The 17,243-nt window shown below is 64.9% G+C and carries 18 protein-coding genes; 4 read left to right on the top strand and 14 right to left on the bottom strand.

What is annotated here, in order from left to right; translation table 11 throughout:
* Positions 1 to 62: 62 nt before the first annotated feature.
* The 7 genes from AC1DMG_RS07685 to ttcA form a co-directional block, all read right to left on the bottom strand.
* Positions 63 to 635 (bottom strand): hypothetical protein, encoded by a 573-nt coding sequence (locus AC1DMG_RS07685; protein ID WP_477179532.1) that lies wholly within the window; start codon positions 633 to 635, stop codon positions 63 to 65.
* Positions 632 to 997, bottom strand: coding sequence for a hypothetical protein (locus AC1DMG_RS07680; RefSeq protein ID WP_441601998.1), 366 nt, complete (start codon positions 995 to 997; stop codon positions 632 to 634). Before AC1DMG_RS07680 ends, AC1DMG_RS07685 begins: the two co-directional genes overlap by 4 nt.
* On the bottom strand, positions 988 to 1,665 hold the full coding sequence (locus AC1DMG_RS07675; RefSeq protein ID WP_441601997.1) for a sigma-70 family RNA polymerase sigma factor: 678 nt from the start codon (positions 1,663 to 1,665) through the stop codon (positions 988 to 990). The genes AC1DMG_RS07680 and AC1DMG_RS07675 overlap by 10 nt, the downstream gene beginning before the upstream one ends.
* Before the next feature lie 67 nt (positions 1,666 to 1,732).
* On the bottom strand, positions 1,733 to 2,503 hold the full coding sequence (locus AC1DMG_RS07670; RefSeq protein ID WP_441601996.1) for a M48 family metallopeptidase: 771 nt from the start codon (positions 2,501 to 2,503) through the stop codon (positions 1,733 to 1,735).
* 155 nt (positions 2,504 to 2,658) lie between these two features.
* Positions 2,659 to 3,576, bottom strand: a complete 918-nt coding sequence (locus AC1DMG_RS07665) for a recombination-associated protein RdgC (protein WP_441601995.1) — start codon at positions 3,574 to 3,576, stop codon at positions 2,659 to 2,661.
* A gap of 149 nt (positions 3,577 to 3,725) precedes the next feature.
* Positions 3,726 to 4,925, bottom strand: a complete 1,200-nt coding sequence (locus AC1DMG_RS07660; protein WP_477180366.1) for an amino acid aminotransferase — start codon at positions 4,923 to 4,925, stop codon at positions 3,726 to 3,728.
* 29 nt (positions 4,926 to 4,954) lie between these two features.
* On the bottom strand, positions 4,955 to 5,818 hold the full coding sequence (gene ttcA, locus AC1DMG_RS07655) for a tRNA 2-thiocytidine(32) synthetase TtcA (RefSeq protein ID WP_441601994.1): 864 nt from the start codon (positions 5,816 to 5,818) through the stop codon (positions 4,955 to 4,957).
* Between the two features lie 113 nt (positions 5,819 to 5,931).
* Between ttcA and AC1DMG_RS07650 the strand changes: the two genes are divergently transcribed.
* Complete coding sequence (locus AC1DMG_RS07650; RefSeq protein ID WP_046972478.1) at positions 5,932 to 6,138, top strand: YdcH family protein; 207 nt, start codon at positions 5,932 to 5,934, stop codon at positions 6,136 to 6,138.
* 19 nt (positions 6,139 to 6,157) lie between these two features.
* A complete protein-coding gene (locus AC1DMG_RS07645) occupies positions 6,158 to 6,754 on the top strand; it encodes a GNAT family N-acetyltransferase (protein ID WP_441601993.1) in 597 nt (198 codons plus the stop codon).
* 224 nt (positions 6,755 to 6,978) lie between these two features.
* Here AC1DMG_RS07645 and pssA read toward each other — a convergent pair whose 3' ends face one another.
* The 7 genes from pssA to AC1DMG_RS07610 all read right to left on the bottom strand — a co-directional run bounded on the left by pssA (position 6,979) and on the right by AC1DMG_RS07610 (position 16,225).
* Positions 6,979 to 8,373, bottom strand: a complete 1,395-nt coding sequence (gene pssA / locus AC1DMG_RS07640) for a CDP-diacylglycerol--serine O-phosphatidyltransferase (protein WP_441601992.1) — start codon at positions 8,371 to 8,373, stop codon at positions 6,979 to 6,981.
* Positions 8,374 to 8,488: 115 nt separating this feature from the next.
* Positions 8,489 to 9,508 carry an HlyD family secretion protein gene (locus AC1DMG_RS07635; protein ID WP_441601991.1) on the bottom strand — a complete coding sequence of 340 codons (1,020 nt, stop codon included), beginning with the start codon at positions 9,506 to 9,508 and terminating at the stop codon, positions 8,489 to 8,491.
* Between the two features lie 3 nt (positions 9,509 to 9,511).
* On the bottom strand, positions 9,512 to 9,712 hold the full coding sequence (locus tag AC1DMG_RS07630; RefSeq protein ID WP_441601990.1) for a DUF1656 domain-containing protein: 201 nt from the start codon (positions 9,710 to 9,712) through the stop codon (positions 9,512 to 9,514).
* A complete protein-coding gene (locus AC1DMG_RS07625; protein ID WP_477178527.1) occupies positions 9,702 to 11,843 on the bottom strand; it encodes an FUSC family protein in 2,142 nt (713 codons plus the stop codon). The genes AC1DMG_RS07630 and AC1DMG_RS07625 overlap by 11 nt, the downstream gene beginning before the upstream one ends.
* A 2-nt stretch (positions 11,844 to 11,845) precedes the next feature.
* Entirely contained in the window at positions 11,846 to 12,340 is a 495-nt protein-coding gene (locus AC1DMG_RS07620; RefSeq protein ID WP_441601988.1) for a MarR family transcriptional regulator, read from the bottom strand.
* 202 nt (positions 12,341 to 12,542) lie between these two features.
* Positions 12,543 to 12,971, bottom strand: coding sequence for a DUF4156 domain-containing protein (locus AC1DMG_RS07615; protein ID WP_441601987.1), 429 nt, complete (start codon positions 12,969 to 12,971; stop codon positions 12,543 to 12,545).
* A gap of 371 nt (positions 12,972 to 13,342) precedes the next feature.
* On the bottom strand, positions 13,343 to 16,225 hold the full coding sequence (locus AC1DMG_RS07610) for a M16 family metallopeptidase (protein WP_477180364.1): 2,883 nt from the start codon (positions 16,223 to 16,225) through the stop codon (positions 13,343 to 13,345).
* Positions 16,226 to 16,550: 325 nt separating this feature from the next.
* Here AC1DMG_RS07610 and AC1DMG_RS07605 point away from each other — a divergent pair, with 325 nt between their 5' ends.
* Entirely contained in the window at positions 16,551 to 16,751 is a 201-nt protein-coding gene (locus tag AC1DMG_RS07605) for a hypothetical protein (protein ID WP_046972488.1), read from the top strand.
* A gap of 52 nt (positions 16,752 to 16,803) precedes the next feature.
* The coding region (locus AC1DMG_RS07600) for a tRNA (cytidine(34)-2'-O)-methyltransferase (RefSeq protein WP_477180363.1) at positions 16,804 to 17,243 on the top strand (440 nt) is incomplete at its 3' end.

The raw sequence follows: 17,243 nt of genomic DNA, 5'->3' as shown, positions 1-17,243 counted from the left end.
CACCCTTGGTCGCGTACGCGCAAGATGGCCCGCCGCGCGTCCCTGCGCAGACGGGCCCGTACTTACCTGGCGAATTGCAGATTGACCGGCGCTGCCGGCAAGGCATGCGGCTGGCTGCCGGTGGTCGGCACGCTCGGGTCGACCACCTCGAAGGCGAGGCCATCAGCCCATACCTCGCCGCGGTTCTGAAGCAGCAGGCCAAAGGCGATGTCGCGGGCATTGCCGGGCACGTCGAGCACCACCTCGAAGCGCTGCCACGGCTTGTCGCCTTGCGGTGCGCGATCTTCCATGTTGTCAAATGCCGCGGGCTTCTTGTCCGCGCCGTCGACGCGCATCCACAGCTGTCCCTTGCCCGCGTCCCTGGTGCGCAGGTAACCGGAGAACCGCACGCGCTTGCCTTGATACGCGGTGGCGCCGACGGTCTGCATCAACGTTGCGAAACCGTGGTTGTCGGTGGTGGCGCGAAGAAACGCGCTGGTCGCGCCTGACGTGCGGGTCGACGATTCCGTGCCGGTTTCAAAGTCGGTGGCAGCCGTCCCGTTGACGTAGACGAACCAACCGGGAGGCGCGGCGGCATGCGCGGCGCCGSCGAGGCCGGCAGCAAACAGCACGGCGGTTGCGAGCAGCTTTTTCATGGGGCATTCCTTGTCGTGGAGGGAGAGTGGGTACTGCTGACGTTCAACAGAAAACGATCGAGCTCACCGCCGGGAGGCGTGACATCCATCTGCAGCAACTCGGCGCGCGATGCACCGGCGTCGTAGCCCGCCATGGGGATGGCCGTGCTTGTCGGCGGATGGGGATGGCCTTGCCAGGCGGCCCACAGCAGCACTGCCGCGGCAATAGCGGCAGGCCACGCCGCGTGCCGGTTCCAGCGGCGAAACACGGAGGCCCGGTTGGCGGCACGCAGGATGCGCGCATCCATCAGCGGCGTTGGCGCCTCACGCGAGGCCTGGCGATAAAGCAGCAACAGGTCATCCATCTCATCGGTCATCGCCATGGCTGCAAAGCCTCCCGCAATTTCTGCTGCGCATAACGCAGGCGGCTCTTCACCGTTTCGCGCGTAGTGCCGGTGGCTATGGCGATATCCTCGAGGCTGAGTTCGCCTTCGGCCTTCATCAGGAACGCTTCGCGTTGCGGCAGCGGCAGCGCCTTGACGGCGGCGACCAAGGCTTTGCCCAGCGCGTCGTTGTGCAGATGACGGTCGGGCGCATGCAGCAGCGGCGCGGCATGGTGCTCGAGCGCGTCCTCTTCCTGTCCATGGGGATCGATCGCATCAGGCGCATGCCGACCCAGCGTGCGCCAGCGATCCGCCGCACGACGATGCGCGATGCCGAACAACCATGCGGCGAACGAAGCTTCGGGCTGAAAGTGTTCCTTGCCGTGCACCACGGCCATCCAGACGTCCTGGAACACTTCTTCGGCCTCGCTGGATTTACCCGCCAGGCGCAACGCATAGCGATGGAGCTTCTCGCGATAGCGTGCATAGAGGATGCGGAAGGCGTGCACATCGCCGTTGCGATAGCGCTGCATGCATTCGGCGTCGCTCAGCGATGAGCTGTCGGTGACTTGGCCGGCGTGCGGTTGCGACAGTTGCTGCTGCAGATGCGCAAGCGCCAGCTCGCAAGCTTGCGTCCAGTCCGTTGATGGCGCGATGGCGGCCGACATGGCGTCCTTTCCGTTGGCGATACTTTCATATTCGCCGGGAATGCCGGAAAGGGGTTAAACGAAAAGCTCAGTCCGCCACGTCGGCAATCAGACGATCGAGTTCGGTCTTCAGCCAGGCGCCATTGAGGCGCAACCAGTCGCGTTGCTCGCGCCATTCGGGGAACAGCAATTCCACCTGCGCCCAGAAACGCGGCGCGTGGCTGCGCACCTTGAGGTGACACAGCTCATGGGCGAGCACGTACTTCAAGGCGTTGGGCGGCGCCAGCGCCAGCGCGAGATCGAGGTTGATGCGATCGCGCGTGTCCAGGCTGCCCCACAGGCTCTTCATCGGCCGCACGCGCAATGCCGTAGGCGCCAGCCCCAGCTGCGGCACATAACCTGCCAGCCAGCGCGACACATCGCGACGGACCTGCGCTTCGAAATACGAAGCGAGCAAGCCGCGCGCCACCGGCACCGCACGCGTATGCGGTCGGGGGATCACCAGGGTGAGCGTGCCCTCGCCGGCTTCGACACGCGGATACGGACCTTCCGCCCAATCGAGCTGCACGGTTTCGCCGCGCAACGGAAACTCCGTGGGCGTACCCACGCGCAGCGGCGGCAAGGGCTTCACGATCAGATGCAACTCGTCGAGCTTGCGCTCCAGCCAGTCAGCGTGATGGCGCAGAAACGCGCTCACCTGTGCCGGATGCGTGCCATGCGGATACGACACGCGCGCACCCTTGGGCGTGACCGTCAGCCGCAACCGGCGCGCGCGCGGATGGGCGGCCTTGAGCACACGGATGGTGCTGCCGCTCGCGGTGGCCAGTTCCAGCCAATCGCCTTCAAGATGCTGCGTCATGTCCCCGCCTTAACTGCTTGGCGTCCAGGCCGATCGAGTTCCAAAGGACGACCAGTGTCCCAGAGGAAATGTGGGGGGAGCATGCAGGCTTCGCAAGGCGAAGCGATGACCGTCCCGACCGTACGGTCGGGACGGAAAACCCTGAACGGAGCGGCTCAGGCCTCAGCGGGACGCGGCAGGCCGAACCATTCCTCAAGCTTGCCCAGCAGGCGCTCGACCTCGAGGGTCAGCAGGGTGAAGGTCGCGTCAGCCTCGGCGGCTGCGTCGGGATGACTGTCGCCCAGTTCCTCGGTGATCACGTCCAGGAACTTGAGCTTGCGCACGATCAGGTCCTCGCCAAGCACGAAGCTCATGCGCTCATCGAAGGTGAGACCGAGCTGGAACACCTGCTTGCCGTTGCGCAGATGCTCCTTCACTTCCTCGCCATCGAGGTCCTGGCGGCGGCACTTGGCGATGGCGCCGGTGGCGGAGGCCGGGTCGCGCAGCTCCACCTCGTCGCCCAGCGCCAGCCCGGCCGGCAGGTTGCCGTTGGCCAGCCAGTCGGTCATGAGCACGCGCGGGCCCTCTTCCGGTGCCAGCGGGACGGCCGGGAAGCTGCCCATCGCTTCGCGGATCTGCGTCAGCGTGTTCTCGGCGGACTTGCGGCTGGAGGTATCGAGCACCAGCCAGCCGTTCTTCTTGTCCACGTAGGCGCGCTGGCGGGAGCTGCGGATGAAGGCGCGCGGCACCAGTTCGTTGAGCACGTCTTCCTTGATGCGCTTGCGTTCGCGGCCACCGACCTTGCGGCCCTCTTCTTCGGCGATCTTCTGAACACGGCGGTGAAGTTCGTCGTTTACCACCGAACCGGGGAGGAGCTTGTCCTCACCGCCCACGGTGACCATGGTGCAGGCATTCACTGCGTGGGTGAGCGGGGCTTCATCGCCCCGACCTACCGGCGGCACGAAACCCTTGGTGCCCATTTCCAGCGGGCCGCAGGGGCGCAGGCGATGGTCGCCCAGCGCTTCGTCGAGGCGGTTCAGGTCGTCGGCAATGGCGGGGGAAAAGCGGAACAGCGTGAGATTGCGGAAGAACATTCGGTATCCGTATTTTTTCTGCCGTCACCCCGACGAGGGCCGGGATCCAGGTGCGATGGGCATCGATGATGCCGCGTCGCCTTCTCACGCACTGAGGCGCTGGATCCCGGCGTGCGCCGGGATGACGAATAGGAGGGCTTGGGGCTAGATCAGCGGCTGACCGCAGCCACCGCATTCACCACCGTATCCAGATTCGCGCGGTTCAACGCCGCCACGCAGATCCGGCCAGTGCCGATGGCGTAGATGGCGTACTCCGCGCGCAGGCGGTCCACCTGGGCCTTGCTGAGGCCCGAGTAGGAGAACATGCCAGCCTGCTCCTGGATAAAGCCGAAATGCGATGCACCCGCCGCGGCGAGCCTCTCGACCATGCCGGCACGCATCGCGTGGATGCGCTCGCGCATCTCGCCCAGCTCCTGCTCCCACATGGCCTTGAGCTCGGCGCTGCCCAGCACGGTGGAGACCAGCAGGCCGCCGTGGGTGGCCGGGCTGGAGTAGTTCGAGCGGATGGTGCGTTTGACCAGGGACTGCACGCGSAAGGCTTCGTCGCGCGTCTTGCCCACGATGGACAACGCGCCAACGCGCTCGCCATACAGCGAGAACGACTTGGAATACGAGTTGGCAACCACGAAGGCGTCGATGCCGGAGGCGGCGAACAGGCGCACCGCGGTGGCGTCGGCGTCGATGCCTTCGTCAAAGCCCTGGTAGGCCATGTCGATGAAGGGCAGCAGGCCGCGCTCCTTCACCAGGTCCACCACTTGCTGCCACTGCTCGGCATTGAGGTCTACGCCGGTCGGGTTGTGGCAGCAGGCGTGCAGCAGCACGACGGTGCCCGGCTCCAGCTTGCCCAGGTCCGCCAGCATGCCGGCGAAGTCCAGGCCGTGCGTGGCGGCGTCGTAGTAGGCATAGGTCAGCACGTCGAAACCGGCCGCGCCGAACACCACGCGGTGGTTTTCCCAACTCGGGTTGCTGATGGCGATCTTCGCGCTCGGCAGGATCTGCTTGAGCAGGTCGGCGCCGACGCGCAGCGCGCCGCTGCCGCCGACAGTCTGCGAGGTCGCCACGCGGCCGGCGGCCAGCAGGGGCGAGTCTTCGCCAAACACCAGTTTCTGGGTGGCGAGGTCGTACGCCGGCAGGCCGTCGATGGGGATGTAGCCACGCGGCTTGGCATCGAGCGCCAGCTGCTRCTCGACCTGCTGCACGGCGCGCAACAGTGGGATGCGGCCCTGCTCGTCGTAATAAATGCCCACGCCCAGGTTGACCTTGCCCGGACGGGTGTCGGCCACGAAGGCCTCGGTGAGTCCCAGGATCGGATCGCCCGGGGTCATTTCAACGGATGCAAAGAGAGACACGGCGTTACTCGACTGGTTTTCGGTGAAGGTCACGACTCGTCCGGCGTACCGGCAAGCCACTCGTGCGCATCGGCGCGGGCGACACCTTCGCGCGCGCCCAGCGTGGCGAAGTCAAACAGCTTGCGATCGGTGAGCTGGGAGGGCTGCACACTGCCCAGCGCGCGAAAAATGTTCTCGGCGCGCCCGGGTTGGGTCTGCTCCCAGTCCTCCATCATGCGCCTAACCGCCTTGCGTTGCAGGTTTTCCTGCGAACCGCAGAGATTGCACGGGATGATGGGGAATTCCCTGGCCTGGGCGTACTCGGCGATATCGCTTTCCTTGCAGTATGCCAAGGGGCGGATCACTACGTGGCGGCCATCGTCCGAACGCAGCTTCGGCGGCATCGCCTTCAGCTGCGCCTGATAGAACAGGTTCAGGAAAAAGGTGCCGAGGATGTCGTCGCGATGGTGGCCCAGCGCGATCTTGCTGACACCGTTGGCCGCCGCCCAGTGATACAGCGCGCCGCGGCGCAGGCGCGAACACAGGCTGCACATGGTCTTGCCCTCGGGAATGACCCGGGTGACCGTGCTGTACGTATCCTGCTCGATGATATGGAACGCCACATCGCGCCCGGCAAGGTATTGCGGCAGCACGTGGGCAGGGAAACCGGGCTGCTTCTGGTCCAGGTTCACCGCGACGATCTCGAACCGCACCGGCGCCTTGGCCTGCAGTGACAGCAGTACGTCCAGCAGCGTGTAGGAGTCCTTGCCGCCGGACAGGCAGACCATGACCTTGTCGCCCTCCTCGATCATGTTGAAGTCGGCAATGGCCTGGCCCACCTGATGGCGCAGGCGCTTGGCCAGCTTGGTGGCCTCGTAGTGCTGCTTGCGGGTGGCGTCGGGCTGGGCGGACATGATCGGTGGGCAACGGGACGGCCTCCCATTGTAACGATCTGGCCGGCCGGGGCAGTCTCTTTGGGTCGCGCAGCGCTACACTGCGTGTGTTTTCCCCAGCCATTCGCACCGACATGCAGGTCCAGGACCAAGCCGAAATTGCCCACTTGCTGGCCGAGCTGCGCGTAGAGCACCGCGATCTCGACGTGGCCATCGAGCACCTGGCCGTGTCGCTCAGCCGGGACGAGCTTCAGATCACGCGCCTGAAGAAGCGCAAGCTGCTGCTGAAGGACCACATCGCCCGGCTGGAAAGCAGGCTGATCCCCGATCTGGACGCCTGAGACCTCCCACGGAGCACCAATGCCCGCGCTGACGCCTGTCCTGCTGGAAGACGCCTACGTCGCCCTCGAACCCCTCGCCCCCGACCACGCCCCTGCCCTCGAGGCTGCGGCGGCGGACGGCGAGCTGTGGAAGCTGTGGTTCACCAGCGCGCCCGGGCTCGGCGAGACGACCGGCTACATCGCCAAGGCCCTGGCTGGCCAACAGGCGGGTCTGATGCTGCCCTTCGCGGTGCGCGAGAAGAGCAGCGGCGACATCGTAGGCAGCACGCGTTTCTATGACTACGTGGATGACCCGCGCCGCGTTGCCATCGGCTACACCTGGTACGCCAAGCGCTGGCAGAAGAGCCATCTCAACACCGCATGCAAGCGCCTGTTGCTGCAGCATGCCTTCGAAACCTGGAACTGCGTGGCGGTGGAGTTTCACACCGACCATCGCAACCTCGATTCCCAGCGCGCCATCGAGCGACTGGGCGCGCAACGCGAAGGCGTCCTGCGCAATCACAAGCGCCGTCCCGACGGCAGCTTGCGCAATACGGTGTGCTTCAGCGTGATCGACAGCGAGTGGCCGGATGTATCGCGCTGGCTGGCGCTGCGGCTGGAGCGTTTGGCGGGCTGAGCATCGATGTTCTCTGTAGGAGCGCACTTGTGCGCGACCGCGGCGTCGCATCGTCCCCGCTTCGTAGGTGGTCGCGCACAAGTGCGCTCCTACAAAAGAACTTCGATAGGTGGCGCTCCTCTCACTTGTACGAGCGCACCTTGTGCGCGACCGCGGCGCCGTGTGGTCCCCGCTCTGTGAGGTTGTCGCGCACAGGGTGCGCTCCCACAGGGACAGGCGACGACTCAGAGCAGCCGATTCACCAACCGATCCAGCCGCACGCGCCGCATGCGCCGCAGCAGCTTGCGCACTTCCGGCGGATAGCTGCGCACACCTGGCAGGTCGCGATAATGCGCCAGACGTGTGGCATGCCTGCGCAACGCCTGCCATTCGGCTTCGTGCTGCGGCAACAGCCTGCGTGAGGGATCGCGCAACAGCAGGCCATTCTCAAGATCCAGCGCCCAGGCACGCGGGTTGAGGTTGTTGCCGGTCAGCACGGCGAATTCCCCGTCCACCAACAGACCCTTCAGGTGATAAGTGTTGTCGCCGTCACGCCATAGCCAAAGGTTCAACTGGCCGCTGTCGATGGCGCCCTGATGGTCGTGCGCGAAGCGACGCAGATTCGCTTCATACAGATACGGCAGCATCCCGATGCGGCTGAACGGCTGCTCCGGCGGGATGTAGAAATCATTGGCCGTCTTGTCGCCGACCATGATGTCCAGCTGGCAACCACGGCGCAGCAAGTGACCGATCACCACGCGCACGGGGCGCGGCAGGTTGAAGTAGGGCGTCAGCAGGATCACGCGCCGCTGCGCGCCACGCAGCAGGGCCAGTAGTGTTTCGTTGAGCGCATTGTCGTTGCGCCCGAAACCGGCCAACGGAATCACCGCGACGTCGCCATCGCGCGGCGCCTCACTGGCGCCGCCGTATTGCGCCAACTGCAGCGACTGGCGCAAGCGGCGGATCGGCTCCTGCAGGTCACGCGTACGCGGTTGCGGCAGGCGATCCAGTCGCGGCACGGCGTCGCTGCCGCGGAGCTGCGCATCGACATAGCCGGCCATGCTGTCGGCCAGCGCCCGGTGACGAATCAGGTGATAACGATCGAGTCGATAGCGGCCGTGCCTGGCCAGGTACACATCGTTGAGGCTGGCGCCGCTGTAAAGCACCGCGTCGTCAACGATGAAGCCCTTCAGGTGCAAGACGCCGAACAACTCGCGCGTCTGCACCGGCACGCCACGAATGACCACGCCCTCGCCCAGGCGCTGCGCATACTCGCGATACATCGCAGCATTGCCCTCGCTGTCGCCCTTGCCGATCAGGCCTCGACGCGCGCGATGCCAGTCGACATACACCTCCACCGACAGATCAGGGTGTGCGCGTCGCGCCGCATGCAGCGCTTCGATCACTTCGCGACCGGCATCGTCGTCCTGCAGATATAGCGCGACCAGCACGATGCGGCGCTTGGCCTGCGCAATCAGCGAAAGCAGCGTTTCGCGAAACTCGGTCGGGCCCGCCAGCGTGGTGATGGCCTCTGCCGGCACGGTGAAACTCACCTGACCGGACAAGTCGAGCCCGCGACCCCGACCCAGTGAAAGCAGTCGACGTGCAAGGTTGCGTGGCGAGGGTAGCGGTCGATTCATAGGGGCCATGTTAGCAATCCAGCCCCATCTTGTAGGAGCGCACTTGTGCGCGACCGCCAGATTACCGTGACGGTCACGTCAAGCGGTCGCGCACAAGTGCGCTCCTACACGGGCCTCAGCGTTCCTTGTCGAGCACGCGGCGCGGCTGCACGTCGATGCTCACCGTCATGCCGGCCGAGAGGATCAGGCCCTTCGGCTCGCTGGACTCATCGATGTCGACGCGCACCGGAACACGCTGCGCCAGGCGCACCCAGTTGAAGGTCGGATTGACGTCGGCCAGCAGATCGCGGCCGGTCGGATTGTCGCGATCGGTAATGCCGCGCGCGACGCCGGTGATATGACCCTTGAGGCGAATACCGCCGCTCAACATGCGAATGTCCACCGGATCACCCACGCGCAGATGCGGCAGCTTGGTTTCCTCGAAGTAACCGTAGATGTAGTAGCTATGGCGATCGATCAGCGCGAGGCGCGGGCTGCCGGTCGCGGCATAGTCACCGACACGCACATCAAGATTGGTTACGTAGCCGTCCACCGGCGCACGCACTTCGGTGCGTTCCAGGTCGAGCTTGGCGCGATCCAGTGCCACCTGCGCCTGCACCACCGCGGCTTCCGCTTGTTCGCGCGAAGCATTGGCCTGATGGCCGCTGGCCTGCGCCTGTTCCCACACGGCGCGCGCGGTCAGGGCTGCGGACTTGGCATCGGTGCGTTCTTCCTTCGGCACCACGTCGGCCAGATCCTGGCGACGCTGTGCCTGCTCCTGGCGCATGTCGTACTCGGCCTTGCGTGCCGCAGCGCTGGCCAGCACCGCGTCGATGTTCGCGCCGGCGGCGCGCGCAGCGGCCTTGGCAGCATTGAGGTTGGCTTCGGCCTGCTGTTCGGCGATCTGGAAGCGCTGCGGGTCGATTTCGAACAGCACCTCGCCCTTCTTCACTTCCTGGTTGTCGATCACCGGCACGCGCGTGACCAGGCCCGAGACGTCCGGCGCGATGCGCACCACTTCGGCGCGCACGCGGCCATCGCGCGTCCATGGCGCATACAGGTAGTGCCGCCACAGCGCATGGCACAGCAGCAAGGCCACGATCACGACGACGGCCGTGATGGCGAAACGGAGCACAGCTTGAGGTTCGAGTTTCATAGGTCAGGGATATAGGAGCAGGCCAGCCGCGCCGAACAGCACGAAGAACACGGCAACGCGAAACAGGGAGGGATGCCACACGTAGCGATACAAGCCGTAGCGGCCAATGAGGGTGTCGATACCCCACAGCACCAGCAGGCAGCCCAGGTAGACCAACAGCAAGCCCGGTACCAGGGCATCGGCAAGGGCGACTTCACGGGGCATGGGCGATCTCCGGTGCCTTGACGATGTAGGGTGCGAGCGCGGACTCGTCGTCGCGCAACGCCGTGCGCAATTGCAGCAGGTCCGCCAGCGCCGGCTGGCAGCTGGCCCGCGCCTGCGGCAGTGTCTGCGTAGTGAGTGTGATGGCCTGGTCAACGGCGTCATCGGCCACCGCCCAGCGCGCCTGGTCGGGCGCGTCGTAAAGCTTCGCCAAGGCATCCAAGGCGTATTGCATGGATTCCCTCACCGGCGGCGGCAGGCCCGTATGCAACATGTCCTGGCGCAACTCGATCGCCGCGCGACCACTGTCATGCACGGCGAGCGCCCAGGAAAACAGCGCGCGCGACTCTTCGCTGCCCTGGCGGGTGAACTGCACGATCTGCTGATAGAGATCGCGATTCACGCTTTCGAAGCGATACAGGATGCCATCCATCGGTGCGGTGGCGGCATACACCACCTGCCGCCGCAACTGCGCCAGCTGACGTCGGCGCAACCACTGCGTACCGATCACGGTCGGGATGATCATGAAGGCCGCGCCACTCGCCATCAGGCCGAACAGCGCGGCGATGCCGTCGTTGATGAAGCGCTCGGGCGCATAAACCATCGGATTCTTGAGCGCCAGGATATAGACGAAACCCAGCGAGTAACCCGCGCCCACACCGGGTAAAGTGGCATTGCGCGTGGTGAGATACGGCCCGAGCGCGAGCAGTGGCGCGGTCACCAGGATCAGCATCACGAAGCCATCGCTGCCCGGCATCAATTCGAATACCACGAAGTACGCGGCCACCAAGCCGATCGCGTAAGCCACCCAGGTGTTGGCGGTTGCCAGCACCGGCATGGGCGAGGTCGCCAGCAAACCGCTGAACACGGTGGCCAATAACAGCGCACTGAGGCCGAAGGTCCAGCCGGTTTCGATCCAGAACACGCTCAGCGTGGCCATGGTGAGGAAGGTGCGCACGATGGCAATCAGCGGCGAGGCGTAATCGTTGGCGCGCTTGAAGTCCACGCGCTCGACGGTGCCGCCGATCACACCCTGGGTTTCACGCAGGGTTGCTTCCAGTGAAGTGAAGTCGCGCAACTCGGCAGCAAAGCGACGCACCAGGGTGGTGCCGCTGTCGAATTCCAGCAGCAGATTCGGATCCTGCCGCAGATCTTCGCGCAACTTGGCCGCGAGCACCGGCAGCTCCGCTTCGCAGGCCTCGATGCGCGTCGCCAGCAAACGCGGCATCGGCTTTTCGGAAGGATCAGGGCTGAGCGCCTTGCCAATGGGACCATAGAGTTTGATCAGCGCCGCCGCCGTGCGCGGGTGGTTGCTGCGCTGCAGGCGATTGATCAGATGGTGCAGCGACTGGAAGCTGGTGGCCGCTGCCATATAGCGCAGATTGAGCAACTGCATGCGGCTGCTGCGCGCGCGCACCTCGGGGTCCTCGAAGATCACTGAGGAGCGCAAATCCTCGATCTGCACCGCCGCACGCACGAAGCGCAGATGCGCGTTCTCCATGTCCTCTCGCGGAATGGCGCCGCCCAGGCTGCCGCGCGCGAAATCGATGAAGTGCTGGTAATGCTCGCGCGAGATGCGTCGAAGCACGTCGCGCAAACGCACCGGCAGGACCACGTCACTGACCAGGCCGGAGACGATGATGCCGAGCATCACCTCGCTCACGCGACCCACCGCCGAATCGAACACTGCCGTCGGATGATCGATCGCCGGCAGCACCACGATGAAAGCCGTATAGCCGGCGAGCACGAAGCCGTAGGACATGAAGTTGCGGTAGAGCACCGCGCCGCCGGCGCATAGCGCCACCCAGATCGACAAGCTGAGCAGGAACAGTTCGCGCTGCTGCGGGAACGCCGCCATCAGCAACACGCCGAACAGGCTGCCGGTGCAGGTGCCCAGGGCGCGATAGAAGCTCTTGGCCAGCACCGTGCCGCTCTGCGGATGCATCACGATGGCCACGGTGATCATCGTGGTCGCGGGCTGCTCCAGCTGGAACACCATCGTCAGCCATGCCGCGAGATAGAACGCGATCAGGCTCTTCACCACGAAGATCCAGGCCTGGCCCTCTTCGGCGGCGAAATCGCGCAACCACGGCGGGTTGCGCCAGGAGGCGAGGTCGCCAGGCATCGCCGACATGGTCAGGCACGCTCCAGTTGATCGAGAAACTTCTTGAGCAGACGCTCCAGCTGCCCCACATCGCGCTGGGACATGCCTTCCACCTGCCATTCCAGCATCGCGCAGACATCGGGCAGGAAGCTTTCGATCAGCGCGAAGCCTTCGTCAGTCAAAGTGAGCGTGATTTTGCGACGATCCTCGTCGCTGGCGTTGCGTGCAATCAGACCTTTGTCGGCCAGCTCGTTGGTCAGTCGCGTGATGTTGGCCAGCTTCTCGCCCGCCGCGTCGGCCAGCTCGGTGGGATGCATCGCATTGCCCTCGGTGCCGTAGATCATCATCAACAGGTTGTATTGCGGATGATTGATGCCGTACGGGCGCAGCATCGCGTTGGCGTCGTCGTTCACGCGCTTGAAGATGTGCCGGATCAACCGGATGAGCACGGCCGGGTCCTGCGGAAAGGCGGGATAGCGCTGACGGGTCACCGTCAGACGCTGTTCGGTCGGAAGAAAGCTGCTCATGGCGCCCCGATTAATTAGTACATATATGTAATATATATAACTGAATTTTATGCCCGCCCCGAATGGCATGCAAGAGCGTCGGACGGCGCGCGTGAAAAAGGCGCCACGAGGGCGCCTTCGAGGTAAAGCTGGCGAGTGGTTCGCCCGTCGCCTCGGCGATGGCCGAGGCGCTGTTGCGAACTGAGCGCGCGCTCGACGCGGCTCAGTTGCCCTTGGCAGGGTAAGTCTCGAACCCACCCGGCGCGGTGCCGTTCGGCGCCGGATTCGGATTCGGATTCGTCGGGTTGGCCGGACGGGCCGACGGCGCCAGCTGGGCATTGCCGCACTGGTAGGCGCCCCACGGCTGCGAGCCGTCGGTGGGTTCGCCCATCGGTTTGATGGTATCGGCGTGCATCTTGGCCGCCTCGTTGCGCGCCATCACTTCCAGCTCGTCGCGCACTTTGATGTCGTTGCGATCGATGGGGCCGACGTGATCCATCACGGACACGGTGACCTTGCCCAGGTCACGGCAGGAAGACACATCGCCGCTCCACGCCGTACGGACGTTCTTCCCGGCGTCGTCGAGCGTGATGCCATAGGTGCACGCGCCAAGCAGCGCGATGGGAACGAGCAACAGCAGGGTCTTACGCATGAGCAGCTCCGCAACATGATGGAAATGAAAAGGCCAGGCGGTTTCCCGCCCGGCCTCCATCCTAACCCGGGGACGTGAACAGCTCCCCATAGGGGATGCGCTGACCTGATCGGCGTGGGCGTCACCGGCTCTGCCTGCCCGCAGCTGTGTGTTGCGACGATGAAGGCAGGCTGGGTGCCTGTCGAATCGGCGCGGCACACAGCTGCGGGCAGGCAGAGCCGGCCTCCGGTGACATCCAGAAGGCCCCCAAGCCGCGATGCACGGCTTGCACAGGCAACCAGCCTGCGCTTCACCGCGCCTCACAACTTGGCGGCCTTCTGAATGTCATGCCGCCCACGCCGATCAGGTCAGCGCATCCCTCAATCTCACGCTTACTTCGACGGCTTGGACGCCACTGGCTTGCCGTCGCCGTCGATCACCTGCACGTCGCCAAGATTCAGCGCACGCACCGGCTGCTCGATCTTCTTCAGATCACCCACGATCACCCAGGTCAGCGCCTTGGGCTGGACGATTTCCTTGATCGCGCTTTCGGCATCGGGCTGGGTCACCGCTTCGGTGCGGGCCTTGAGCGTCTGCACGTAATCGTCCGGACGGTTGTACTGGACGATCTCGCTCAACGCGCTGAGCACCTCCGAGCCGGTCTCGAAACTGCCCGGCAGGCCGCGCACGTTGGAGTCCTTGATCTTGTTCACTTCCTGCTCGGTGAGCGGACGCGCAGCGATCACCTCGTTGKCTTCCTTGGCCACTTCGTGCGCGGATTCAGCGGTCTTGTCGGTCTGCACCGGGGCGTACATCAGGAACGGACGCTGACCGATCGCATCGCGCATGAAGCTGAAGGCGCCATAGGCCCAGCGCTTGTCCTCGCGCAGGTTCATGTTGAGACGCGAGGTGAAGCTGCCGCCGAACGCGCCATTGGCCACGTCGATGGACAGCTCGTTCGGCGCCTTGCTGGACGGCGCCAGCAGGCCGGCCAGGATCAGCGACTGCGGTGCATCGGGCTTGTCGATCAGGAACACGCGCGGCTTGGGCTGGGCGGCCACCGTGGCGATGTTCTTCTTCGGCACGGCGCTGGACGGCGCCTTCCAGTCGCCAAAGGCGGCATCGAGCTGCGGGATGATCTGCTGCAGCGTGGTGTCGCCGGCGACCAGGATCTTGACGTTGTCCGGACGCAACCAGTCGTTCTGGAAAGTGGACAGGTCCGATGCCTGCATCGACTTGATGGCAGCTTCCGTACCCGAGCCGGTGAACGGGATGCCATAGGCGTGATTGGCGCCGTAGAGCAGCGGCGGCAGGGTACGCAGGGCCAGCGCGGTGGGCTGGGTCTTTTCCTGCGCGATGCCGGCCAGCCACTGGCCGCGGATGCGTTCGATGTCCTCGGATTTGAACGCCGGGTTGCGCACGATGTCGGCGAACAAGGCCAGCGACGGCTGCAGCTGGTCGTTCAAGGCATTGAGCGAGGCCGAGCACGAGTCCAGCCCGCAACCGATGCGGGTGATCGCACCCAGGCGCTGCTTGCGCTTGGCCACTTCCACCGAGTCGAGATCCTTGGTGCTCTCGTTCATCAGCGTGGTGGTGAAGCTGGCGGTGCCGAGCTTGTGGCCCTGGTCGGCCGCGTAGCCCGCGTCGAACATCAGCTGCACATGCGTCACCGGAATGGTATGGCGCTCGGCCAGGATCACTTCGATGCCGTTCTTGAGCTTGCCGCGTTCCAGCGCCGGGAATTTCAGGTCCGGGAACTGCGACACCTGCGGCACGCCCTTGCTGCGGTCGATGTCGCTCTTGGCCACGGTGTATTCGTGCTTGGCCGGCATCTTGGCGGCTGGGCGATCAGGCTGCGGGCCCAGCGCGACCACCTTGGCGTCTTCGCTGTCGGGATTGAAGTCGTTGCCGGCGGGCAGCACGGTCAGCAGGTAATCGCCCTTGCTGAGCCACTTGTCGGCAGCAGCCTTGACGCTGCCCGGAGTGGCGGCATTGGCGCGTTCCAGGTCCTTCTTGTAGGCACCCGGATCACCGCGATACACCTGACCTTCCGCCAGAATCACAGCCTTGCCGCCGAAGCCGCCGACCTTTTCCAGGCCGCGCACGAAGCCGGCGCGGTTGCCGATCTTGGCGCGTTCCAGTTCGTCGGCCGTGGGGCCTTCGGCGAGGAACTTCTTCACCTCTTCGGCGATGACAGCCTCGACCTTGGCCTGGTCCACGCCGTCCTTGATGTCGGCCTGGATCTGGAACTGGCTGGCCAGCGCAAACGGCGAAATGCTGGCGGACACGTCATCGACCAGCTTGTCCTGGTAGACCAGCCGCTGATACAGGCGCGAAGTCTTGCCGCCGCCGAGCACGGTGGAGGCGAGGTCGAGCTGGATCGCATCGTCCGTGCCCAGCTGCGGCACCACCCAGGTGCGATAGATGCGCGGCTGCGCCACGTGGTCATGCTGGATGCCGCGGGTGGATTTGGTGAGCGGCGTGATCCACGCCTGCTGGCGCGGCACCGGCGGGCCGGCGGGGATGTCGCCGAAATACTTCTCGGCCTTGGCCTTGGCTTCCGCCACGGTGATGTCGCCAGCCAGCACCAGGGTGGTGTTGGCAGCGCCGTAGTAATCGTGGAACCACTGCTTCACATCGCCCAGCGAGGCGGCGTTGAGATCGGCCATCGAGCCGATGGTGTCGTGCTGGTAGGGATGGTTGCCCGGATAGGTGTTGGACAGGATGTTCTGGTCCACGCGACCGTAGGGACGGTTTTCGCCCTGGCGCTTCTCGTTCTGCACCACGCCGCGCTGGGTGTCGAGTTCCTTCTGGCCGATCGCGCCGAGCAGGTGGCCCATGCGGTCCGACTCCATCCAGAGCGCCATGTCGAGCGCGGTGGTCGGCACGGTTTCGAAGTAGTTGGTGCGGTCAAACCAGGTGGTGCCATTCATGTCGGTGGCGCCGGCCAGCTCGAACGGCTGGAAATACGTGCCCTTGTGATTCTCCGAGCCGGAGAACATCAGGTGCTCGAACAGGTGCGCGAAGCCGGTCTTGCCCTTGGGCTCATCACCCGAACCCACGTGGTACCAGATGCTTACCGCGACCACCGGTGCCTTGTGGTCCTCATGCACCACCACGGTGAGCCCGTTGGGCAGCGTGAAGCGGGTAAAGGCGATATCCGGAACTGCTTGCGTGGATTCGGCAGCGGCCGCCTGAGGCAGCGCGATCGCGGGCAGGCCGGCGGACATGCTGAGCACTCCTGCAACGAGTAGGGCGAGGGGCTTTCTTGCCATCACGACACTCCTGTTTTTTTTGACGAATGAACATTCCGAGGCTAGCCACGGCCCGGAACCTTGGCAAATGACCAATGGCATGGTGGACAACCGCCGTCGAGCTTCGTTCGACGCAAGATCATGACGGGGCGGCGTGCAGGACCTCCGGACAGGTGTCCGCAGTTGTCCGGCCACGCCCGGTCGCTGTCCGCGGACAGCTCACGCCTACTCACCGACCAACAAAATTCCTCGTAGTAACAGCCACTTGACCCGACAGAAAGGCTTGGCACGGGGCTTGCCATATGTACCGTGCAGGACTACCCCACCTTTCATCGGAGACATGATCATGAAATTCGAAGCCTTGATGCTGCGCGGCCTTTTCGTTGCCTGCCTGCTGGTTTGCGGACTCGTGCTGGGTGCCATGGTGAACGCTTCCCCCGAAGCCATTCGCCTCGCCGCCGCCGGCAGCGCCGGCCAACTGATTGCCCCGACCGCTTGCGCGCTGCCGCCCGACGGCGTGGTGTGCCCGCGGCTCTCCAACGGCTGAGCAAGGACGCTCACTGTTTTACGGGTCCACGGACAGACCTGATAATGGCCGGATGCTGCATGTCATCCTCTACCGACCGGAAATACCCCCCAATACGGGCAACGCGATCAGGCTGTGCGCCAACACCGGCGCCTCGCTGCACCTGATCCGCCCCCTGGGCTTCGAGCTGGACGATGCCCGCCTGCGCCGTGCAGGCCTGGACTATCACGAATACGCGCAGCTGGCTGTGCATGACGATCTCGCCAGCTGCCTAGAGAGCATCGGGCAGCCACGTGTGTTTGCGTTTTCCACGCGCGGGCGGGTCGCGCATGTGGATGCGCGTTTCGTTGAAGGGGATGCGTTGTTGTTTGGGTGTGAGACGGCTGGGTTGCCTGGGGAGGTGCTTGATGCGCTTCCGGAAGAGCAGCGGTTGCGCTTGCCGATGCGGGCGAACAGTCGAAGCCTGAATCTGTCGAATACTGTGGCGATTGCGGTGTATGAGGCGTATGAGGC

The organism is Dyella sp. 01N36, from assembly GCF_056399745.1.
Note: the sequence above shows the minus strand (reverse complement) of the source record. Positions and strands in the feature narration are given on the sequence as shown.